Raw genomic sequence first — 21,279 nt, 5'->3', positions numbered from 1 at the left:
GCGGACAAAGCACCGCGCTTTTTCTCTTCTTACCCTGTTCGTCAGGACGTGACCGGAAATGCCGGCGTCTTCGCCCGGACACGGCGGCGGCATCGACGCCGCGACGGTCAGTTATCCCCTATCCATCACAAGGAGTCCCACCATGAGCGCGAACCCATTCGCGGAAACAACCTCGACGCCCGGCGAACGTGCCCGGGCACTATTCCGGGTCATGAAGGAAAAGAACCTGATCCCGGACGGCTATATCGAGGGCCTGACGGAACTGATGTCGACGACCTGGGATCCGGCCAACGGCGCGCGCATCGTCGCGCGTGCGTGGGTTGATCCGACGTTTCGCGAACTGCTGCTGAAGGACGGCACGGCCGCGTGCGCGCAGTTCGGCTACACGGGCCCGCAGGGCGAATACATCGTCGCGCTCGAAGATACGCCGACGCTGAAGAACGTGATCGTCTGCAGTCTGTGCTCATGCACGAACTGGCCGGTCCTGGGTCTGCCGCCCGAGTGGTACAAGGGCTTCGAATACCGCGCCCGGCTCGTTCGCGAAGGGCGCACCGTGCTGCACGAACTCGGCACCGATCTACCGGGCGACGTCGTGGTCAAGGTCTGGGACACCACGGCCGAAAGCCGCTATCTGGTGCTGCCGGTGCGCCCGCAAGGCAGCGAGCACATGAGCGAGGCCGAGTTGCAGACGCTTGTCACCAAGGACGTGCTGATCGGCATCGCACTGCCGCGCGTGAGCTGATTCGCGCCGGGCTCTCCCATCGACATTCATTTCGGAGTAAACACATGGACGGCTTTCACGACCTCGGCGGCTTCCAGGGCTTCGGCCGGGTTCCGCATTCGATCAACAGCCTCAGCTACAAGCCGGTTTTCAAGGAAGACTGGGAACATCTCGCGTACAGCCTGATGTTCGTCGGTGTCGATCAGCTGAAAAAATTCAGCGTCGACGAAGTGCGGCACGCGGTCGAGCGGATCGATGTGCGCCAGCACGTCGGCACGCGCTACTACGAGCGCTACGTGATCGCGACGGCGACGCTGCTCGTCGAAACCGGCGTGCTGACGCAAGACGAACTTGACCGCGCGCTCGGCTCGCGGTTCAGACTCGCGAATCCACCGCATTCGCCGGGGCGCGCCGCCCGCGCCGGCTCGACACAGTTTGAAGTCGGCGACCACGTGATCGTCCGCGACGAATACGTGAGCGGACACGTCCGCGCGCCGGGCTACGTGCGCGGAAAAGAAGGTGTCGTGCTGCACCGGACAAGCGAATCGTGGCCGTTCCCGGACACGATCGGCCATGGCGATACTCAAGCCGTGCACCAGCCAACCTATCACGTCGAGTTTCGCGTGAAGGATCTGTGGGGCGATGCGGCGGACGACGGCTACGTGGTTGTCGATCTGTTCGAAGGCTATCTGGAGCGCGCGCCGGCACGCGCCGAGGCCGCCGCCGTGCGGGGCGGGAAACATGCCGATGGTGTGCCCGCATGAACACGCTTGCGTCATTACGCGCGCCGGACGACCCGGCGGCACGGATCCCGGTCACCGTGCTGTCCGGGTTCCTCGGTGCGGGAAAAACGACGCTGCTGAACTACATCCTGCACAATCGCGCGGGGCTGAGGGTCGCGGTGATCGTCAACGACATGAGCGAAGTGAACATCGACGCAGACGACGTGCGGCGTCACGTCGAACTGCATCGCGGCAATGACGAACTCGTCGAGATGAGCAACGGCTGCATCTGCTGCACGCTGCGCGCCGATCTGCTCGAGCAGATCAGCGTGCTCGCGCGGCGGCGCCGCTTCGATTACCTGCTGATCGAATCGAGCGGCGTCTCGGAGCCGATGCCGGTCGCGGAGACGTTCGCGTTTCTCGACCAGCGCGGCTTCTGCCTCAGCGAACTCGCGCGACTCGATACGCTCGTCACCGTCGTCAACGGCGAGACGTTCGAGGCGATGCTGGCATCGACGGAGCCGGTCGCAGCCGGCAACGAAAACGGCGCCGAGACGCGCAAGCTCTCGGATCTGCTGATCGAGCAGGTCGAATACACGAACGTCATCCTGGTCAGTCGGCTCGACCGGATCGGTGCAGCGGGTTTCGACCGGCTGCGTGCGGCGCTCGCGTTGCTGAATCCGTCCGCGCGGATACTGCCGATGGCGAACGGCAACGTCGATCCGTCGGAGGTACTGAATACCCGCCGGTTCAATCTGCCCGCGCTCGTCGAATCGCCGGGCTGGATGCAGCGGATGCAAGCCGACGAGCGGCCCTCGGAATCAGAGTCGTATGGGATCGCGTCATGGGTCTATCGCGAGCGCGCGCCGTTTCATCCGGCGCGTCTCCTCGCCTGGTTACATCGAACGTGGAGCAACGGCCGCCTGCTTCGCTGCAAGGGCTATTTCTGGATCGGGCATTGCCATGTCGATATCGGCATGCTTGTGCAGACCGGCGGCCGCTTTCAGTGGGGCTACGTCGGCCGTTGGTGGCGCTTCGTTCCGCAACCGGACTGGCCGCGCGATGACTATCGCCGTCAGGGCATACTCGACAAGTGGGAGGAGCCGGTCGGCGATTGCCGGCAGGAAATCGTGTTTATCGGACAGGCAATCGACCACGACCGGCTGCGGCGGGAACTCGATGCATGTCTGATAAGCGTTTCCGAAATCGACGCGGGCCCGTATGAATGGGCGCGTCTGCCGGGTGCCGAGGCGTTCGACGCGCAAGCGCTCGCGGGACAGCTATGACGTTTGGCAACACCGGCCCTTCACGCGGCGCCGCCCTTTCGCGATCCGTACCGATACGAGGACATGTTTCGCGCAGTACTTGAACACGCCGAGAAGCAAAAGCGGCTGCGGGCAAAGGGAAGCTGAGTGAGCAGCGGATCTGGCGCGTCTTCACCGTGAATTGGCGACAGTCACGCTAAAAAGCGACATGCCAATCGCCAATCCGTTGCTATTCTCTGCCGGCGATCACGCCAGCTCGACAGCCAGCGCGGTGGCCTCACCTCCGCCGATGCAGAGTGACGCGACGCCCCGCTTCGCGCCATGTTTTTTGAGCGCTGCGAGCAGCGTCACGATGATCCGTGCGCCCGATGCGCCAATCGGGTGACCTAAGGCACACGCGCCGCCATGAACATTGACCTTCTCGTGCGGCAAGCCGAGATCACGCATGGCGATCATCGTCACCACGGCGAATGCTTCGTTGATCTCCCACAGGTCGACCTGATCCGGCCTCCAGTCAAGCTTTTCCAGCAATCCCTTGATTGCTCCAACCGGCGCGGTGGTAAAGAGGGACGGCAGCTGAGCAAAGGTGTTATGCGCCCGAATCGTGGCGATGGGACTCAAGCCGCGTTTCTCGGCTTCCGAGCGACGCATCATCACCAACGCAGCGGCGCCGTCCGATATCGAAGACGAATTGGCCGCCGTCACCGTACCGCCGTCCCGGAAGGCCGGCTTCAAGTTCGGTATCTTGTCCGGCTGGGCCTTGCCGGGTTGTTCGTCGACGGCAACCACGGTATCGCCCTTGCGCCCTTTCAGCACGACAGGTGCGATCTCATGGACGAAGCTGCCGTCGGTACTGGCCTTCAATGCCCGCGCCAGCGAGGTCGTGGCAAACGCGTCTTGCTCCTCACGGGTGAACTGATAGGTCTGCGCGCTATCCTCGGCAAATGTACCCATCAGACGGCCCCGATCATAGGCATCCTCCAATCCGTCCAGGAACATATGATCGATGAGCTTGCCATGACCCATGCGATATCCGCTACGCGCTTTGTCCAACAAGTACGGGGCATTGGACATGCTTTCCATGCCGCCCGCCACCATCACACGGTTAGTCCCGGCCAGCAGCAGATCGTGTGCGAACATCGCCGCCTTCATGCCCGAGCCGCACATCTTGTTGACAGTTGTGCATCCCGCCGAATCGGGAATGCCAGCGCCGCGCGAAGCCTGGCGCGCCGGCGCCTGGCCGAGGCCGGCCGGCAGCACGCAACCCATAATCACTTCCTCGACCTGATCAGCCGCGAGGCCGGCACGCTCGATTGCGGCGCGAATGGCGACAGCGCCGAGTTCCGGCGAACTGAGCGATGCGAAATCTCCTTGCAGCGCGGCCATCGGCGTGCGCGCAGCTCCAACTATCACGACAGGATCTTGTGTAGACATTGCTTCTCCGTAAGTGCTCGAGTTCGAGTGCCGGTAGCAACTTCATCAACGCGGCGCCAGCCGCAGAGCGCCGTCCAGACGGATGACTTCGCCGTTCAGCATGGTGTTTTCGCAAATGTGCATGACGAGCGCGGCGTACTCGGATGGGCGGCCCAGCCGCGCAGGGAATGGCACGCTTTGGCCGAGGGAATCCTGAACCGCTTGCGGCATGGCCGTCAGCATGGGCGTCTCGAAGATACCTGGCGCGACGGTGACGACCCGCACCCCGTGCCTGGCGAGTTCGCGCGCAACCGGCAAGGTCAGGCCAACCACGCCGGCTTTGGAGGCGGCGTAGGCTGCCTGGCCGATCTGTCCGTCGAATGCAGCGATAGAAGCCGTATTGACGAGGACGCCCCGTTCGCCGTCGGGACCAGGCGCTTCTTTCACGATGGCCGCGGCGGCGAGGCGGATCATATTGAAGGTCCCAACCAGGTTGATTCCAATCGCCTTGACGAAGCTGTCGAGCCGGTGCGGTCCCTCCCTGCCAAGCACTTTTTCGCCGGGCGCCACGCCCGCGCAATTGATCAAGCCGTGAAGATGTCCGAAACTTTCAAGCGCTGCGTCGACTGCGGCCTGGCCGTCGGCCTCGCTGGTGACATCGGTGGTGATGAAGCGAGCCTGGGCGCCCAATTCCGACGCGACGCGCTCTCCGGCCGCCTTGTTGATATCCGCGCAGACAACATAAGCGCCGCTGGTCACGAGCTGGCAAGCCACGGCAGCGCCCAGACCGGACCCTGCGCCAGTCACCAGAAAAACATGGTCCTTAACCTGCATATTCCACTTCCGTATTCTCAAAGCATTGATCGAACCCGCACGGCGTAACAACTCACTCCGCGGTCTTTACGGCGGCTTGAGCCCTCTCGTTATTGCGGAGAATGAAGCGCTGGATCTTGCCGCTGGGTGTCTTGGGCAATTGCTCCACAAACGAAATCTCGCGCGGATAAGCATGCGCCGACAGCCGTCGTTTGACGTGCTGGCACAATTCGTCCGCGAGGGAGTCGGACGGCTCGATGTCGGCTCTCAGCACCACGAAGGCCTTGACGATCTCCGTGCGTTCCGGGTCCGGCTTGCCGATCACCGCTGTCTCCACCACCGCCGGGTGCTCTATCAACGCGCTCTCGACATCGAACGGACCGATTCGGTAGCCAGACGACGTGATGACGTCGTCGTTGCGTCCAACGAAGCTGATATGTCCATCAGCTTCCAGTTCGACTGTATCGCCCGTCCGGTAGTACCCGCCTTCAATCGCGGGGGTCGGCTGATTCAGGTAGCCGGTAAACCACATAAGCGGCGAGCGCGCGATATCCAACGCAAGAGTGCCCGGCACGTTGGGCGGAAGCTCGCGGCCTTCGTCGTCGAGCACCACAACGTGATGACCGAGCAAAGGCAAGCCGGTCGACCCCGGATGGACGGCATGGTGCAGACCGTGATGGTTGCTCACCACCATGCCCAGTTCAGTCTGGCCGTAATGATCGTATATCGGCGCTGCGAGATGTTCGTCGAACCAGCGGATCACTTCCGGGTTCAGCGGCTCACCCGCGCTGCTCACTGCGCGCAGGGTTCCTTTCACGGCGGCTGCGGCCGCCTCGCCTGCCGCGATGAGCAGACGGTAGGCAGTCGGTGCGCCGGCAAGATTCGTTATTTCGTGATTCTTGATGATCCGATAGGTGCTTTCAGCGGAAAAAGGACCGTCGTAAAGCGTGGTGGCATGCCCCAGCAGCAATGGTCCGGTCACCGCATAGTAAAGACCGTAGGCCCAACCCGGATCGGCAATGTTCCAGAATTTGTCGCCCGGCCGCAGGTCGACTGCATCGCGCATGTAGACATAGAACGCGAGCAACGCCCGCAGTGGCACCGGCACGCACTTGGGCAAGCCGGTGGTGCCCGAGGTCGACATCATCATGAACAGGTCCGTGCCGCGCCGCATGACCGGTTCGAAATCTTTGCCCTGGCGCGCCAGTTCCGCATGGAAATCGGCGTCGCCCGACCGCACAGTCTCGTTGCCGTCCAGACGAGTCACGACGGCGGCCGCAGGCGCGTCGGCGACTTCATCCAGTTTTAGCCGGTTGTGTGGATCGGTAACGACCAGCCTGGCCCCACTCATCCGCAATCGATGTTCAATGGCCTTGGGCCCGAATGCGGTGAAGAGCGGTTGATAGACAGCACCGGCCCGCCACGTTCCCAGGATCGTGATCACCAACTCAGGGGTGCGAGGCAGCAACCCCGCGACCACGTCACCGGCGCCTATGCCGCGAGAGGTCAGGAAGCCGGCGAACCGGGCTGAGTGTTCCCGCAGTTGCTCAAACGTATAGGTCGCGCGGCGGCCATCTTCGCTTTCCCATTCCAACGCTATGCGCCCAGGCGCGACGTGCCGGTCGCAGCATTCAATGCAGGCGTTGATTCCGTCCTCCAGACTCCCTTCCAGTGCAGCCGCCATGTCTTCGACCCGAAAGCCTTCTCGTGCGTCAGCGTAGGCGGTCAGGCTTTCGCTCCATCCGTCTTTGCAATCACTCATACCGTCTCCTTCATACCATCTTTCGAATTTTTGGGCGTCACGCCTAGCCTTCAAATCCACTATACAGCGGCAAGATATGGCAATCTATGACCAAAGAGGCCGAGTTTTTCGGCCGATATTGCCATGTGACCCAAATACGAAATAAGGACGGCATGAAACTGCGCACCATCTCAGCGTCGTTTGTCCACGAGGCACTGGAATGCGCACGTAGCTACGGGACGCCCACCGAACCGTTGCTAGCCGCGGCTGGCCTGCCACCTTCGGTGCAGGAGCCCGTGTCAGCCGAACACTACGGTGCCCTCTGGTTAGCCATTGCGCGGGCGATGGACGACGAGTTTTTCGGATTGGGCGAGCGCCCAATGCGGGTCGGCAGCTTCACGCTGCTGTGTCATTGCGTGCTGCACGCCGGCACGCTGCAGCAGGCGCTGCAGCGTGCGTTGCGCTTTCTTCGCGTGGTACTGGACGATCCGTTCGGCAAGCTGGTGACGGCAGATGGTCTTGCGCAAATTGTTCTGACCGATTGCGGTGCGGCACGTTCGGCTTTCGCCTATCGAACCTACTGGATCATTCTGCACGGCATAGCGTGTTGGCTGGTTGGGCGCCGGATCCCGTTACGTCTGGTCGATTTCCGTTGTGCCGAACCGGGTCGTAGCGCTGACTATCGCGTATTTTTCGGCGCACCTGTCCGGTTCGATCAACCAGTGAGTCGCCTCACCTTCGACACGGCTTTTCTTAAACTGCCGACTATCCGGAACGAGCGCGCGTTGAAGCAGTTTCTGCGCGGTGCGCCGGCCAACATCCTCGTGCGGTATCGTTATGACGCGGGTCTTGTCGCCGACGTTCGCGGGCGTCTGCAGCAGCTATCGCCCGCCGCATGGCCAAACTTCGAGGAAATGGCGCGGCAAGTGCGCTTACCGGAATCCACGTTGCGTCACCGCTTGCAGCAGCAGGGGCAAACGTACACCTCGATCAAAGATGAGATCCGCCGGAGTCTCGCGATCGACTGGCTGGTGCATAGCACGCGAAGCGTCAGCGAAGTAGCCAGCGAACTGGGCTTTACCGAGCCAAGCGCGTTCCATCGCGCCTTTAAAAAGTGGACGTCCAGAAGTCCGGGTGCGTACAGGCGTGATGCCGGTCGTGCGTCATGACCTCGACTGACAAGGGTCCGTAGGCGCTAGGCCGTCACAGCATCGGCTTGGCCGCGAGCGGGCCGATGTTGCCGAGGCTAAGCACGGCCGTGCCGTTCGTCACGACGCCTACGAGGTTGGCGCGCGAGGTGTACTGCTACGCAAGATGTCCATCACGCAGGGCGTGGATGCCGGCGGCGAGAATCTAAACGTGCAGCAGAAATTCGCCTGCCGAAAAGACGGATGCGGGATCTCGGCATGCCATGCGCCGGACCCTGAGATACAACTTCACGGCCGGCGAGTGCGAATCAAGCGAACATCGCTGCTGCTTCATTCAATGGGTTCATATGGCAAACCAACGTAGTTTTCCGCGATCGTCTTGAGCCCTGCGTCGGAAGTCGTATAGTAGTCGTAGTCGGTACGCTGCATGCGCTTGTCGAAGGCGTCGCGCTCTGAAAACTCGTGCAGGAGGTTGGTCATGAACCACGAGAAACGCTCCGCCTTCCACACGCGGCGCAGCGCGATCGGCGAATACTTTTCCAGTAGATCGGTACGGCCGTCGCGGTAGACACGACTCAAAATCCGATACAACGTGCTCACGTCGCTTGCGGCGAGATTCAAGCCCTTCGCGCCGGTCGGCGGCACGATATGCGCCGCGTCGCCAACGAGAAACAGCTTGCCGTACTGCATCGGCTCAACCACATAGCTGCGCAGCGGCGCGATACTCTTCTCAAGCGACGGGCCGGTGACAACCTTCTCCGCCACGTCCTGCGGCAGGCGCGTTTTCAACTCTTCCCAGAAACGTTCGTCGGACCAGTCTTCGACTTTCTCGGTCAACGGCACTTGCAGGTAGTAACGGCTGCGAGTCGTCGAACGCTGGCTGCACAGCACAAAACCGCGCTCGTGATGCGCGTAAATCAGTTCGTGATTGACAGGCGGGGTATCGGACAGCATGCCGAGCCAGCCAAACGGATAGACGCGCTCGTAATGCGTGAGCACTTCCGCAGGGATCGTCTTGCGCGAAACGCCATGAAAGCCATCGCAGCCCGCGACGTAATCGCAATCCAGACGGCATGTCTCACCGTCCTTTTCGAATGTGACGTAAGGCGCTTCGCCTTTCACGTCGTGCAACTGAACATTAGCCGCTTCGTAGATCGTGGTCGCGCCGCTTGCCTCGCGCGCCGCCATCAAATCGCGCGTCACTTCGGTCTGGCCATACACCAGCACCGACGAGCCGCCAGTGAGCTGCTTCAGGTCGATCCGGTCACGTCGCCCACCGAACACCAGTTCGATGCCGTCGTGAACCAACCCTTCCGCGTCCATACGCTCGCTCACGCCCGCTTCGCGCATCAGGTCGACCATGCCCTGCTCGAGCACACCCGCACGGATTCGGCCGAGCACGTATTCGCCGCTTTGACGCTCAAGAATGACGTTGTCGATGCCCGCCTTGTGCAACAACTGTCCCAAAAGCAGGCCGGACGGCCCGGCGCCGATAATCGCTACTTTGGTCTGCATAACCTATGTCTCCTGTTTCCTCTACACCGTGACTTCTAATTTACTCTTTGAGCCCCAATAACTGGCGCTACGGTTGAATTGCATTTTTCTAGAAATACGCAGCGCTGATAAGGCAATTTTTTCGATTAAAATTGGACTTTTAGAAAGTCCTATGCGGGCCGATACCTCGGGGATGAATTCATGAAGCATCCGGCGCAGCACGACATCCCCGTCTTCAATTTATACGGCGAAGGGCCTGACTGGAGCACGCTCGATTTGCTGCACTGCGAGTCGATACCCGAGCGAAGCAGTTTGCACGACTGGGAAATCCGGCAGCACCGGCACGCGGACCTCGCCCAAATCCTGTACGTTCAGAAAGGTGTGGCACAGCTCGACATTGAGGGCGAGAGGACAACGATAGACACGCCATCGGTCCAGGTCGTCCCGCCGATGTGCGTGCATGGCTTCCATTTCTCTCCGGAAGTCGACGGATACGTGGTTACTATCGCCGCGCCGCTGATGAACTGGCTTCAGCAGCAGATCGATGCGCCGCGCCGCGTGCTTGAGCGCCCCGGCTGTTATTCGGTCGGCAACGACCTGCCTTACATGAACACGCTATGCGACCGGTTGAATCAGGAATACAGCCTTCCCGCGCCCTCAAGGGACCTGATGCTCCGGTCTCTCGTGAGCGCGCTCGTCGTATGGGTCAGTCGTCAGGATCAACAAGGCGAGGAAAGGGGCGAACCTCAGGATCGTGGCCAAGCCTATGTGAGGGCATTCTCCGGCCTGATCGAAAAACATTACCGCGAACATTTTCCAATCAGCCGCTACGCCGAACGCCTGGGCGTGACGCCGGTGCATCTGAATATGGTATGTCAGCGAATAGCCGGCAAAAGCGCGCTCGCCCTCGTCCATCAACGATTGCTGCTAGAGGCCAAGCGCAGTCTCACCTACACCGCACTCAATATCAATCAGGTATCCGATTTTTTGGGCTTTACGGAGCCCGCGTATTTCACCCGGTTCTTCAAGCGATTCACTGGCGTGACGCCAAACGCTTTTCGCAAGCGAAGATGATTTCACCGTTGCCAGCATCCGGCTGCTGCACGGCAGGAAATGAACCAACGTTGTCCAAGCGCCTCCGAAAGCGTCGTGCCCCTTGTCTGCACCCGACGTAATTTCTACGTTCGCCCCCTGTGGCATGATCCTCGGCCGTCCACCTTCTATGTCCGCTTCGTACATCTGGTCGAACAGTCGATCCATCTTCGCGAGCGCTTCATTCGCCATCACGCGGATCGAACGTAGTGGATGCGGCTTCGGGACGAAGTCGTCCAGCTTGCGCAGTAAAAACAGACTCTCGGTCAACGTATCGCCGCCGCGCATATTCTCGATCGGGCAAGTGATAGGCCATCTATCAAGCCTCGATAGCTCTGCGCGACGACGTGTTTCAGCGATACTTCAGCAACCTCCAGCAAGCAAAGACGCTGATGAAGCCGCACATCTTTATGGGGCCGCGCCAAAGCCGGGGCTCTATGCCGCGATATGGCACGCGTGATCGTTGACCGCGAGCGCCGGATAGCTGTCCCCGCCGTTGCGATAGCGCAGGTCCGACAGATCGAGCCGTCGCTGGTTCGCGAATGCATTGCGCTCTAGCGCTGCGATCTGCTGGTCGTACAGCAGGCAATCTGCGAGCAAGCAATGGGGAAGAATGAATAGAAATTCAGCGAATCTCATGCAGGTCCGTCAGCTCGCTCATTCGCGCTCCCGCCTCCTGCATCTCAAGCGCGTTGACTGTCGGCCAACCGCGTACCGACAACGCAATTCCGGCCCATGGCTTTTGCGGCGTATAGCGCGGCATCCGCTTTTCCCAACATGTTCGCCAATGTGTCGCCTTCCTGGTACTCATCGACGCCGGCACTGAAGGTGTAGGTGACTTCGCCTGACGCAACAGCCAGACGTGATGCTGCAATACGGACGCGAAGCTGGTCCATCAGGCGAAAGGTGTCGACCTGCCCGGTGGACTGAGACAGGATTGCGAATTCCTCTCCGCCGAGGCGGCCGAAGACGTCCCCGCGGCGCAAGCCGCTTGACACGGTGGAAGCGAAATGCGCAAGTACCTGGTCGCCGCCGGCATGCCCGTGTTCGTCATTGATTGCCTTGAATTTGTCGAGGTCCAGAATTGCAATAGACAGCCGCAAGTTCGAGTTCCTGGCTTCAGCCAGCAATGACTCCGCCCGGGCAAGGAAAGCACGGCGCACAAGCGCACCCGTGAGCCCGTCGACATTTGCCAGGCGTTCCATACCCTCAGCCATCCGGTCGTGAGCAAGCATGACCACGCCAATCGAAAGACACGGCAGCGCTAATATGGCAAGACCGATGAATGCAATGTTTATCGGCGTCGGCGCCAGAAAGGCGGTCTGATGCTCCCATCCCACTACACAGGCGATACTGCGTGATGCGTGGACAGCCGCGCCGAGGAATGCCGCACCCGCCAAAAACTGATAGCAATATTTCGGTCTGCCCGGCGGCCGCAACCTGAACACAATCCAGCCAATGGCGAGACGGGCATACGCAAGAAACGCCGATAGCAAAGCAATTCTGGCATTGACGTCTGGCGACAGGTATCCCCAATAGATAATACCGAGCAGCACCACACCGTACGCGACGTACTCCAACGAGTGGGCAGGCCGAAGACCAAAGAACTGCCGACAGCCTTGCAACATCAAAAGCGCCGCGGCCCCGAGCAATGCACTTGCGACAACTATGGCCAGCTGTGCAGGCGCGGGTGCCTGCAGTGCGAGAAGGACGAGCGCTACGACTACGACGGCGTTTGCGCCAATCCAGCGACGCAACCCTTGTATTCCCACGTGCAGCAGCGAACCAAACACCGCCATGCTCACCAAGCAGGACATGATTGCAACAACCAGGAGGCTGACGAGGCTGAACATACCTATTGGCGCGAAGTCGAAACTCACAGCGATATGGATTAGAGGGCATCAAAGCGCGCGGCCATGTAAAAGCGCTCCACGGGGCTTTTCGCCTTGAGTCGCAGAGCAAGGGCCCCCTCATGCGTTTACGGCAGGCGGCTGGCGTTCTTGAATCCTCCGCGGATTTCCATATCGGCGAACAGACTTCCCACGGGGTGAAACTTCATGGATACGGGCATCTTCCGCAGCACACTAGCCGTCAACGCTCTTTAGCGTATCGCAGCTTCAAAATCGACGAAATGTCACATTGGAAAGAGCGGCGCAGTTGCCTTCACAAAGCTCGGCACGACGTATGTCGCGGCGATAGTATGGAATGCCGCTCAACGTCGGGAAAGTTTTCCTGAGGCACCGGCGAAGCAGCGACGACATCCGAAAAATCACCGCCAGCGGTCAGCCATGCCGGCCGGGCGGGCCCAAGTGCAGCTATGCATTGCGTGTCGGGCGGCCGCGTATCGGCTCTCCCTCGGGGATAACGGCTCGCGAAATTCGCCATGACCCTCGGTTCGCAATTCGCACGGGGTTAGAACCACCCCAAGCTTGTCAGGACGGTGCCTCCTGGCGGTTTCGCCGGTAGCGTTCAATCGTCTCCAACAGAGTTTCGAATAGCATCGCATCGGAGTTGGAAATCGAACCCGTGCGCGTGTGCAGCACCAGACCGGAGCGCTCTACCTCCGCGAGTACGAGGAGTATGAACGGCATGTCACTCATAGCCAGGTCGCTGTAGGACCCAAGATTCAGCACGTCGGCAATTGATACGAGGTTGACGAAGCGCTCGACGGAAAGCGTCTTGACCTGGTCAGCCATGACGGCGAAGTAAGTCCGCCAGTTCGCAATGAAAGTATCGCGATTCCTGCCCTCAACTTCGATATTCCGTATCCCTCATGCGAAGAGTACTGGGGGCTGAATATTGCTCGTCGTGAGTGGGCACGGTGATAACGAGAAATGCTGTCGATGGAGAAACTGAAGTCCCTGCTCCCCTGCATCTTCCACAATCATCATCTCGCGACGACAGAATGGGCATCGCGCCATTTGCCCGTCAGCATCGTGTAATTTGAGTTCCTCCAGGTACGAGGCAGCATCCACATATCGTTCCTCCTGATGATGCACTGCAAGTGACAAGTGAATCTTTGGAATTTTCAAAGTTGGGGGCTGCGGCAGCATCGACGCAGCCCTTATGTTCCACAGCGTTGTCATGTCACCTACTGCGCACCGACCCGGTATCCGTCGTTCAGCGTCTTCAGAAAAGCGATGATGTCGTGAATATCGCTGTCAGTCATCGCCGGCTTGTCGCCAGGTTTCCGGTCGAAGGGGGCGTCCTTATCGTCGATGTTCGCATGAAACCGCATCGGCAAGTCATCGTACTGACGAGTCTTCCCATCCGCGCCGCGCGGATAAAACTTCTGCGGAGCGGTATTACGTTCGTTGTAGAACGCCATGACGTCCTCAAGCGAGGTATACACACCATTGTGGAAAAATACCTTGCGCGTCGACACGTTCCGTAGCGTCGGCGTGAGGAACATCCCGCAATATTGCGTCTGGTCTTTCAGGTCCGTTCGGAAAGGACCGCAGATGCCCATGTCGAAGAAACTCTGGTCTTTGTTGGCCGCAAGATGGACGTTGCGGGGCACACCGAGCGCTTCATACTGGTAGTCGGTAAACATTGGCGGCAGGCCGTCAGCGCCCGGTTTCGAGAGGTGGCAACCCGCACAGTTCGCCTTGTCCGGGTCGTTGAACAGACGCAGTCCATGCAGTTCCGCCTGACTCAGCCGAGCCTTCCCTTCCAGCCAATAGTCGTACTTGCTGGTGTACGGATGAAACGACTGCTCTTCAACCTGATAACGCGCTACTGCAAACATCGCCTCGGACATCGCAAGCGTCGTGTTCTCAAACACATGCGCGCCGAAAAGCTGGGTGAAGTCGTCCTTGTACGGCGTCCGCTCGAGCTTCGCCATGACATCGGCGATGTTCGCGTTCGCCATCTCGACCGGATTAAGCAGTGGGCCTGATGCCTGCGCCTGGAGCGTATCCGCGCGGCCGTCCCAGAACATCCCGCCCTGCGGAACCATCGCTGGCGCCGCCGGAGCAACACCCGCGTTCTTTTGCGCCCGCGCGACGCCTGCAGCCTGACTCGCAATCTTCGCCAGGTCGGGAGCGTTGTCCGCGTCTCCGGCGTCGGGGCCGATGCTGAAATTCGGCTGCCGGTAGAGGTACATGAGCGACTGTGGCGGCCGGTAGCCTTCCTGCGACAATGAGGCACCACCTAACTGGACAGCCAGGTTATTGGCGGGCCCGTATGCATGCTCCGGGCTATGGCAGGAGGCGCATGACTGGCGGCCCGACGCGGAAAGTGTCGGGTCGAAGAATATCTTCTTCCCAAGTTGCGCCGCTGCACTCAATTGAGGTGGCGCAACAGGACGCTGAAGCTCGATGGGATTCGGGTTCGCGCCAGTGAGGTTTTCCACAACCAAGCCGACTGCTGCAGGCACGCGTGACGGATACAGCAGCGCCCAGCCGCAAAAACCGACTGCGGCGACAGCCGCCGCTGCGACAACCCGTTTAAGCGTGCGTCGAATGCGGAACTGCGGCTGTCTCTGAGGACTTGTTTCCGTAGAAGGAACTGAGGAGGCGGGCATATGAGCAACGACGAGGAAATCTGAAAATGAAAAATGTTGCCAACCCAAAGGGCTGGCAACACCGAAGTACTCTTCCGTTTCGCATCGGTGCCAGGCACCGATGCGAAGGGCGGAGTTCAGATGGCAGGTACGGAGGAGACGACCGAGCCCAGGTTCGGGTCGACGAACACCGTCGGGTTGTTACCCGCGCCGCTGAAGTTGAACAGACCCATGATGCTGCCGGCCGTCGCATCGAACGAACCGCCGCCGATGCGTTGGCTGCCCAGCCAGTTGTCTTCGATGAAGCGAACCACGGATGCCTGGCTAATCGGCGTGTGGTCAACGTAGTTCACCTTTGCCCACGGCGAAATCACGAGGAACGGAATACGCGTGCCCGGGCCGCAGCGTCCATTGACCGCCGCACCATTCACGCCGTTCGGAGCCGTTCCCGTACCGCACTTGCCGGCGCCGTTCAACTGGTCCGCCTGAGCGTCGAACGACGGGCTCGTGGGATTCGCATAGGCATGGTCGTACCAGCCATCCGAATCGTCCCACGCTACGATAACCGCCGTGCTCTTCCAGTCAGGCTGCTGCTGCAGGAAGTTGACTACCTTTGCCGTGAAGGCCTGTTCGTCGAGCGGGTCCGAGTAGCCAGCATGGCCATCCTGGAATGCCGGGGCCTTGATGAAGCTGACCGACGGATAGTTCCCGGCCTTCACCGCGGCGAAGAAATCGTCAGAGTCGTACTGGTGGTTTGCCGGGTCAACTGTCTTGCCGTCGGACTGGAGCGTATAGCCGATGGCTGCTGTCGCGCTAGGACGCAAATGCTGCGGGTTTGACGTCGACGCGTAGTACTGGAACCAGTTGTGGTGCGGGATGTAATCGGCAGTCGCTTGACCGACCGCCGGGGTCACTGTACTGCGTTTGCAGCCGGTCGTACCGTTGCTGTTGGTCGTCGACAGGTTGAAGCCGCCCATGAAGCCGCCCCACGTGATGCTCCTGGCGTTAAGCAGGTCGCCGATGTTCTTGCCAGACATCAGAATCTGGTCGGTCGTGCTGGAGCACAGGTCGTTTGCCGGGTCGACGTCATTGATGAGGGTAATGCCCCCTTGACCGTCGTTGACGTAGTAAGAATGCGAAGCCGTCGTGAGATTGAATGGCTGCTGGCTTGTCTTGACCAGTTGCACGCCGTTGGTCTGGCCGGCGATAACTTCCAGTGCACCCGGCGTCGACGGTCCGAACGTATCCGTGTAAGCGTTGTCGCTCATCGCAAAGTGCTGAGCATAGTTCCACATGGCAGTAACGGTGTTGCCATCGTAGTAACCCATTACCTGTCCAGTTGTACCGAAGGCGCCTGCGCCACCACTCGAACCCTTACCCGTGAACTTCGGGAACAGGTCCGCCGCGCCATTGTTATACGCTTGCTGTTCCGCCGTATAAGCGTGGTTCTGGTCGGCCGTTGCCGCCTGCGTCCGGTCCAGCCGGAACGGATTCGCAGCGCCCGTGCCGTTCAGTGTATTGATGAAGTTGGGGTTATTGGTCAGCAGTGTGCCGCTCAGACCATTCACCGACGGCGTGCCTGCGGCAGCCGTGAACGCGGGTTCACCCGACGGATTAGTCGCATTCGGGTAGGTTGCGAAGTAGTGGTCGAAAGAGACGTTTTCGTTGTAAATCACAACGACGTGCTTGATGGGTGTTGCCGTCGTCAACTGATTTTGTGCGCTCACGGGCGTCAGCCCATTCGAGCCGCTGCCACCGCATGCGTACAGTGAGACCGCCATTGCGATGCCTGATACACCAAACAGGAAAGCTCGGGTAAACATTCGAGTTAACTCCGGATATCGTTTTGCTATTTATTTTTCGTCCGCTGTTTCATCGCGAAATAAGCGGGCGCGCGGGGAACGTCAAAAACCACGCTTATTGAAACATCCAGTCGTTACCGGGAAATGGCGTTTTATTTACCCAACCCTTACGCCTTGGCAGCAGCGAAAGAGTATTGAATGGTTCCTTGCGCACGGCGGAGAACGACGCTCGGGTGGTCAGGTTCATCGCGGAATTGCGCTCAGCTTTCGCAGACAAGACCGTTGACGACGAAGCAGGCGCAGTAAAGCTGGCAACCCGGGTTTTATGCCAAAGAAAACGGCCGCGCTGATGGCGCGGCAAGCCCAGTGACCGAAAATGCCTGGCGCGTCACCGATGACATACCGGACAGGCGATATTGCGGCGGCTGCGATGGTGGATGCGTCGGACAGGGTGTTGGTTGCAAAGAGTGGCTGCAACGAAAGGCATCAGGGAGAACTTGTGAAGAGAATTGGATTGGCAGTTAACGATGATGCTCGCGCCGCCGCGTTTGCGGCCGGAGTCTATACCGAGGTTTGGAATCCGCCAGAGGCACGTGCGACAGCCCCACACAGGGTCAGTGCTGCACACAAGGTCGCAGTTCATCGTCATGCCGTTTCCCGTGCAGTGAAAGTGCACACGCGGCGGATGCCTACATCTGCACCTGGGCTCGTGGCGAAGCAAAACAATATGCAAAAGACTGTGCGAGCAGACGAACCAGACATTGCGGAGATTCCGCGGCAAATAGCGCCTGAGGGCAATGTGCTTCGCATTGATTCCCGCGGCATTTCCGCCGAGGTAACACGCTAATCGAGTCGGCGAGCCATAGTTGTTAAACGGAGTGGCGGCACGCAATCCTTCCACAGGAAGACATTTGGGCGCCGGAACGTCATGCGACAAGCGGCGAAGGTCGCCGGGTAAGTCCGCTCTTCGCAATTTTTTGCGGTGCCAACTAGTCGTCGGGACCAAGGATGACGTCGATTGACGCCTGACCAGCGATCTCCGCGACGAAGTAAGCCCAACGGCGCGAAAACGGTCCACCGCGAACCTTGATACGCACGCCTAGCGCCGCTACTCCGCGGGCGGGCGTCGGTCCCTGTATGCGAAACCACGCGTCAAACATATCTTCGGAAGTCGGCACCAGGTCAACGTCGATCTCAAACCCGCGATAGTTCACCGTTCTCTGCATACTGATCCTTCACATTCCACAATACGGCTCAGTCTGCTGCTTCACAGGCTCTGCACCGCACCCACGTAGCTCTTCGTCGCGTCTTTCAGTTGCTGTGCCGCGGCCTGCACAGGCGTTGGCAACTCGCTCAGCGCAAGTTGGGTGACAACACCATCCAGCCTCCTGCGAAGCTCTATCACGAGATCCATGACACTGGCGTCGCCGACACGGCGACGATTGCTCTGCCGGGAACCTACCAGCGAGCAATCGACAAGACGGTCAACCTTGCGAAAGTAGGCTTGGGCTGCCAGACGGTGCCTTGCATGGAGCGATGCGATGTTCGACTTTGAAAGGCAATCTCTCACGACATCGACATGCATGCCGAAATGAATCTGCAAAGCGTCCGAGGCATCCGCCCGGTGAAAACATGCCACCTGGTCGAACAGCGTTTCGCCATCTCCGTCGATCAGATCAATCCAGACCTCACCGTCTTCGAGTGCCTGTCCCGAGGGATGAATCACCCGTTCGTCCTCATTGGCGGCGGCGAGCATCCGGTGGCCGTCGACATCATCAACCGTCATTTCGAAAACTTCGACCAGCTCCCCGCTTACCGCGACCTGCATGACCAATAACGCCATCTCTGCTCCTTGTGTTGCGATTGACGGGAATAGCGTTGTGTCGATCAGGCGACCGAATCCCGTGATTCGGTCGAGTGGCGCCCTGACGGGCGCGAGCTTGAGCAGCCTTGAGGCGCTTCATTGCGACGTTGTGTGATGAGTATGATTTGCGCAGATGCGACAGGCATGGCGTGCTTTCACGCATCATGCGGTGGGCATCCGTACGACATCTATATCGTACAAGCGAAATAAACTGAAAATGAAGCGAGACGGATCGTGTCGAAAAGACAAATGACGCGCACGTTGAAACGCGGCGATCAGATCGGGAGCGCATGGCTCCGCGAGGATACTAGTCAGGCAGACATGCAAAGGGCCGGTAGACCGGCCCTTGAAATACGTTACTGCGGCGAGATATTTGCGGCCTGCATACCCTTCGGGCCGCGCTTTGTCTCGTAGCTCACCTTCTGATTTTCCGCGAGCGTCTTGAAACCGTCGCCGCGAACTTCCGAGAAGTGAGCGAAGAGATCGTCGCCGCCAGCGTCAGGAGTAATGAAGCCAAAGCCTTTGCTATCGTTGAACCACTTAACAGTACCGGTATCCATGAGAATTCCCTGAGATAAAAACAACAGCTCCATTGCGGAGCGACATAAACTTCAAGGAAGAAGAGAGGATAGCGAGTACCGCGCAGAAGAGGCGGAAAATGATGATCAGCAATCGAGCTTCTTGAATATTTCGAGGCCCACGATACCTCGGCAAGCCGGTACTGTCAACGCATATCGTGAAGCGCGCTCGCTATCGAGCGACGCGTCCACTTGTCGCGAGGTCCGTTCGGTAAGGTTGTGATTAAGATTACTAACGTGTAAGTGCTGCGTCCGTCCGTTGGCCCAAGCCCATCGGCGGGACCTTACCACTTAGCGGCCATCCAAAGTGAAATGCAATGAATGACCGTAACGGGTCGAGGTCGTGTGAAAACGTATCGCTGGCACGACTGCCCAGACAGGGTGCGGAGAGGAACGTGGCGGCGATGCCACGTTTCATCCAACTGCATTGATAACACCTGAACATCAATGCTTCAAGAAAATGCACTTATCGCGTAGTTCCTTTTGCGTGAGTATCTGTATTCAAGATTCCAGCGACATTGGAACGAAAGTAAAACGCATTGGAGACACGACTATGCACAACGCACGGCGCAACTTGCGCGGCTGACGCGCTGCAAGACATTCCTGCGACCCGCCTTGTTAGGCCGTGCAGTTCCGCGGTCCAGTCGGTTCAGGCATCCGACAAAAAAACACGCCATAGCCCGGCCAAGCCGAACTCCAACGGCGTTACGGCAGCGTTTCACACCTATCGCTTACGACTGAAGCGCGTCAGCGTTGAGTCGACAGCGCCGATCGGCCTGTTTGTTTTCTATCGCAATGACCTTCAGGAGCCATTTCCATGCAAATCACCGGTATGTTGTACGGCGCACGCCTGTTGCAATTCGTCGGATTCCCAGCGAGTGAGATCCTCGGCCCGAGCGCCAGCGAGGACGAAATCAAGACGATGATTGATCGTCATCGTCAGGTTTTCATCAAGCCCGTCTTCAAGGGTGGAGTCGGAAAGAAGGGGAAGGCGGGCTTGCTCGGCCGCGCGGCCGATCTCAAGACAGCGTTGGCCGAAAAAGAGCGGTTGTACTTTGCCGAGCATACCGTCGGCCACCTGAAGGCCAAGGCAAATGGCGTGACGTTTGAAGCCGGCGTTCCGGCCCAGCATGAGGTGTACTTTTCGATCACCGATTCCACCCGCTTTCGTGCGCCCATGATGACGCTCTCGCACAAGGGCGGCATCGATATCGAAGAGGTCGACCCGAAGCATGTGGCGATGGTGCCCTTCGACGCGTTGACGGGGCTCAAGGCGTTCGTCGTGGCGAACGCGCTGAGCGAAATCGGTGCGCCGAAGGAGATCATCTCGCCGCTCGTGCAGCAGTTGCCGAAACTCTGGGAGCTCTTTCACGATTTCGGCATGACGACACTGGAGTTGAATCCGATCCGCATGCGCGAGGACAGGAACGGACGACTCACGCCGGTTGCCTGCGACTTCAAGTGCGGCTTCGATCGCGATGATCCGCGATGGACGCGCCTCGGACTGCCGCCACACCTGTTCGCGGCGGATTACTCCGATTTCGAGCAGGAGATCAATCAGTTGCGCACGCACCAGGGCCAGAGCGACGTGTATGTGATCAACGAGAAAGGCACGATTCTCGCACCCACGTTCGGCGGCGGCGCCAACTCGCTCGTCACCGAAATGCTGGGCGACGCCGCGATCATCTCGTCGGATTTCGGCGGCAATCCGCCTTACGCGAAGATGAAAGAAGTGGCCCGCATCTGCTTCAGGCACTGGCTCAAGCAGTCGAATGTGCTTTTCATCATCGGCGGCAAGTCGAATAACACCGACATCTTCGAGACGCTGCGCGCGATGGCCGATGCTCTTCGCGAACACTTCAGCGAGCATGGGCCGACGCCCCTTTACGTGGTGCTCGGCCGCGGAGGGCCGAACCTCGTGCGAGGGATGGCCGCGCTGAGAGATACATGCGATTCGCTCGGCCTGCCCTACCGGCTGTTCGGATTCGATTCCGACATCAGTGAGGTCATCCAGTACGCACGGCAGGCGGATACGTGGATGCGCGCCGGTGGCCGAGCCGAGGTCGCAGCACGGATCGGTGCATCCGCGACCGAAGCCGAAATGGCTCAAGCCTGAGGAGAG

Annotated in this window: 17 protein-coding genes and 1 pseudogene; 6 read left to right on the top strand and 12 right to left on the bottom strand. The window is 59.6% G+C overall.

Annotation, left to right across the window (positions count from 1 at the left end; translation table 11 throughout):
* The first annotated feature begins 142 nt into the window (after positions 1-142).
* From nthA to P0D68_RS22490, 3 genes are read left to right on the top strand one after another with little or no spacing between them, the layout of a single operon-like run.
* Positions 143-742 (top strand): nitrile hydratase subunit alpha, encoded by a 600-nt coding sequence (gene nthA / locus P0D68_RS22500; protein WP_091803958.1) that lies wholly within the window; start codon positions 143-145, stop codon positions 740-742.
* Between the two features lie 44 nt (positions 743-786).
* Positions 787-1,485 carry a nitrile hydratase subunit beta gene (nthB, locus tag P0D68_RS22495; RefSeq protein WP_408302387.1) on the top strand — a complete coding sequence of 233 codons (699 nt, stop codon included), beginning with the start codon at positions 787-789 and terminating at the stop codon, positions 1,483-1,485.
* On the top strand, positions 1,482-2,729 hold the full coding sequence (locus P0D68_RS22490; protein WP_408302389.1) for a GTP-binding protein: 1,248 nt from the start codon (positions 1,482-1,484) through the stop codon (positions 2,727-2,729). Before nthB ends, P0D68_RS22490 begins: the two co-directional genes overlap by 4 nt.
* A 225-nt stretch (positions 2,730-2,954) precedes the next feature.
* On the opposite strand, the gene P0D68_RS22485 is transcribed toward P0D68_RS22490, so the two are convergent.
* Genes P0D68_RS22485 through P0D68_RS22475 form a run of 3 tightly spaced genes read right to left on the bottom strand, consistent with a single transcriptional unit; the run spans position 2,955 to position 6,696 of the window.
* Complete coding sequence (locus P0D68_RS22485; protein WP_091803968.1) at positions 2,955-4,142, bottom strand: acetyl-CoA C-acetyltransferase; 1,188 nt, start codon at positions 4,140-4,142, stop codon at positions 2,955-2,957.
* A 45-nt stretch (positions 4,143-4,187) separates the two neighbouring features.
* Complete coding sequence (locus P0D68_RS22480; RefSeq protein ID WP_177205127.1) at positions 4,188-4,955, bottom strand: 3-hydroxyacyl-CoA dehydrogenase; 768 nt, start codon at positions 4,953-4,955, stop codon at positions 4,188-4,190.
* Positions 4,956-5,007: 52 nt separating this feature from the next.
* The gene (locus P0D68_RS22475; protein WP_408302411.1) at positions 5,008-6,696 is read right to left on the bottom strand and encodes an acyl-CoA synthetase; all 1,689 of its coding nucleotides are present in this window, start codon (positions 6,694-6,696) and stop codon (positions 5,008-5,010) included.
* 152 nt (positions 6,697-6,848) lie between these two features.
* Between P0D68_RS22475 and P0D68_RS22470 the strand changes: the two genes are divergently transcribed.
* Positions 6,849-7,844: an AraC family transcriptional regulator gene (locus P0D68_RS22470; RefSeq protein ID WP_218157146.1), complete on the top strand. Its 996-nt coding sequence runs from the start codon at positions 6,849-6,851 to the stop codon at positions 7,842-7,844.
* Positions 7,845-8,153: 309 nt separating this feature from the next.
* Here the strand turns inward: P0D68_RS22470 and pobA are convergent, their stop codons facing one another.
* On the bottom strand, positions 8,154-9,338 hold the full coding sequence (pobA, locus tag P0D68_RS22465) for a 4-hydroxybenzoate 3-monooxygenase (protein WP_408302392.1): 1,185 nt from the start codon (positions 9,336-9,338) through the stop codon (positions 8,154-8,156).
* Positions 9,339-9,518: 180 nt separating this feature from the next.
* On the opposite strand from pobA, the gene P0D68_RS22460 reads away from it, so the two are divergent.
* Positions 9,519-10,391, top strand: a complete 873-nt coding sequence (locus P0D68_RS22460; RefSeq protein ID WP_408302394.1) for a helix-turn-helix domain-containing protein — start codon at positions 9,519-9,521, stop codon at positions 10,389-10,391.
* Between the two features lie 117 nt (positions 10,392-10,508).
* On the opposite strand, the pseudogene P0D68_RS22455 reads toward P0D68_RS22460, so the two are convergent.
* From P0D68_RS22455 to P0D68_RS22420, 8 genes and pseudogenes are all read right to left on the bottom strand, one after another.
* Positions 10,509-10,697 (bottom strand): annotated as a pseudogene (locus P0D68_RS22455) (IS5/IS1182 family transposase); the annotation flags it as partial.
* Between the two features lie 147 nt (positions 10,698-10,844).
* Complete coding sequence (locus tag P0D68_RS22450) at positions 10,845-11,048, bottom strand: hypothetical protein (RefSeq protein WP_408302415.1); 204 nt, start codon at positions 11,046-11,048, stop codon at positions 10,845-10,847.
* A 44-nt stretch (positions 11,049-11,092) separates the two neighbouring features.
* The gene (locus P0D68_RS22445) at positions 11,093-12,262 is read right to left on the bottom strand and encodes a GGDEF domain-containing protein (RefSeq protein ID WP_408302396.1); all 1,170 of its coding nucleotides are present in this window, start codon (positions 12,260-12,262) and stop codon (positions 11,093-11,095) included.
* 579 nt (positions 12,263-12,841) lie between these two features.
* Positions 12,842-13,105 (bottom strand): hypothetical protein, encoded by a 264-nt coding sequence (locus tag P0D68_RS22440; RefSeq protein ID WP_408302398.1) that lies wholly within the window; start codon positions 13,103-13,105, stop codon positions 12,842-12,844.
* A 395-nt stretch (positions 13,106-13,500) separates the two neighbouring features.
* Positions 13,501-14,934: a cytochrome-c peroxidase gene (locus P0D68_RS22435; protein ID WP_408468756.1), complete on the bottom strand. Its 1,434-nt coding sequence runs from the start codon at positions 14,932-14,934 to the stop codon at positions 13,501-13,503.
* Between the two features lie 116 nt (positions 14,935-15,050).
* Positions 15,051-16,736 (bottom strand): phospholipase C, encoded by a 1,686-nt coding sequence (locus P0D68_RS22430; protein WP_091803992.1) that lies wholly within the window; start codon positions 16,734-16,736, stop codon positions 15,051-15,053.
* A gap of 1,246 nt (positions 16,737-17,982) precedes the next feature.
* Positions 17,983-18,558, bottom strand: coding sequence for a hypothetical protein (locus P0D68_RS22425; RefSeq protein WP_091804001.1), 576 nt, complete (start codon positions 18,556-18,558; stop codon positions 17,983-17,985).
* Between the two features lie 377 nt (positions 18,559-18,935).
* Positions 18,936-19,139, bottom strand: a complete 204-nt coding sequence (locus P0D68_RS22420) for a cold-shock protein (protein ID WP_025527573.1) — start codon at positions 19,137-19,139, stop codon at positions 18,936-18,938.
* Positions 19,140-19,974: 835 nt separating this feature from the next.
* Here P0D68_RS22420 and P0D68_RS22415 point away from each other — a divergent pair.
* Complete coding sequence (locus P0D68_RS22415; RefSeq protein ID WP_408302987.1) at positions 19,975-21,273, top strand: ATP-grasp domain-containing protein; 1,299 nt, start codon at positions 19,975-19,977, stop codon at positions 21,271-21,273.
* Positions 21,274-21,279 lie beyond the last annotated feature (6 nt).

Source organism: Paraburkholderia sp. RL17-380-BIE-A (assembly GCF_046028085.1).
Classification (GTDB): Bacteria; Pseudomonadota; Gammaproteobacteria; order Burkholderiales; family Burkholderiaceae; genus Paraburkholderia.
The sequence above is the reverse complement of the archived record's forward strand: the minus strand, read 5'-3'. Positions and strand labels throughout refer to the sequence as shown.

What these genes read in the sequence shown, in the direction of transcription:
- nthA (WP_091803958.1), top strand. Translation starts at nt 143, where the DNA reads ATGAGCGCGAACCCATTCGCGGAAACAACCTCGACGCCCGGCGAACGT.
- nthB (WP_408302387.1), top strand. Translation starts at nt 787, where the DNA reads ATGGACGGCTTTCACGACCTCGGCGGCTTCCAGGGCTTCGGCCGGGTT.
- P0D68_RS22490 (WP_408302389.1), top strand. Translation starts at nt 1,482, where the DNA reads ATGAACACGCTTGCGTCATTACGCGCGCCGGACGACCCGGCGGCACGG.
- P0D68_RS22485 (WP_091803968.1), bottom strand. Translation starts at nt 4,142, where the DNA reads ATGTCTACACAAGATCCTGTCGTGATAGTTGGAGCTGCGCGCACGCCG.
- P0D68_RS22480 (WP_177205127.1), bottom strand. Translation starts at nt 4,955, where the DNA reads ATGCAGGTTAAGGACCATGTTTTTCTGGTGACTGGCGCAGGGTCCGGT.
- P0D68_RS22475 (WP_408302411.1), bottom strand. Translation starts at nt 6,696, where the DNA reads ATGAGTGATTGCAAAGACGGATGGAGCGAAAGCCTGACCGCCTACGCT.
- P0D68_RS22470 (WP_218157146.1), top strand. Translation starts at nt 6,849, where the DNA reads ATGAAACTGCGCACCATCTCAGCGTCGTTTGTCCACGAGGCACTGGAA.
- pobA (WP_408302392.1), bottom strand. Translation starts at nt 9,338, where the DNA reads ATGCAGACCAAAGTAGCGATTATCGGCGCCGGGCCGTCCGGCCTGCTT.
- P0D68_RS22460 (WP_408302394.1), top strand. Translation starts at nt 9,519, where the DNA reads ATGAAGCATCCGGCGCAGCACGACATCCCCGTCTTCAATTTATACGGC.
- P0D68_RS22450 (WP_408302415.1), bottom strand. Translation starts at nt 11,048, where the DNA reads ATGAGATTCGCTGAATTTCTATTCATTCTTCCCCATTGCTTGCTCGCA.
- P0D68_RS22445 (WP_408302396.1), bottom strand. Translation starts at nt 12,262, where the DNA reads ATGTTCAGCCTCGTCAGCCTCCTGGTTGTTGCAATCATGTCCTGCTTG.
- P0D68_RS22440 (WP_408302398.1), bottom strand. Translation starts at nt 13,105, where the DNA reads ATGGCTGACCAGGTCAAGACGCTTTCCGTCGAGCGCTTCGTCAACCTC.
- P0D68_RS22435 (WP_408468756.1), bottom strand. Translation starts at nt 14,934, where the DNA reads ATGCCCGCCTCCTCAGTTCCTTCTACGGAAACAAGTCCTCAGAGACAG.
- P0D68_RS22430 (WP_091803992.1), bottom strand. Translation starts at nt 16,736, where the DNA reads ATGTTTACCCGAGCTTTCCTGTTTGGTGTATCAGGCATCGCAATGGCG.
- P0D68_RS22425 (WP_091804001.1), bottom strand. Translation starts at nt 18,558, where the DNA reads ATGGCGTTATTGGTCATGCAGGTCGCGGTAAGCGGGGAGCTGGTCGAA.
- P0D68_RS22420 (WP_025527573.1), bottom strand. Translation starts at nt 19,139, where the DNA reads ATGGATACCGGTACTGTTAAGTGGTTCAACGATAGCAAAGGCTTTGGC.
- P0D68_RS22415 (WP_408302987.1), top strand. Translation starts at nt 19,975, where the DNA reads ATGCAAATCACCGGTATGTTGTACGGCGCACGCCTGTTGCAATTCGTC.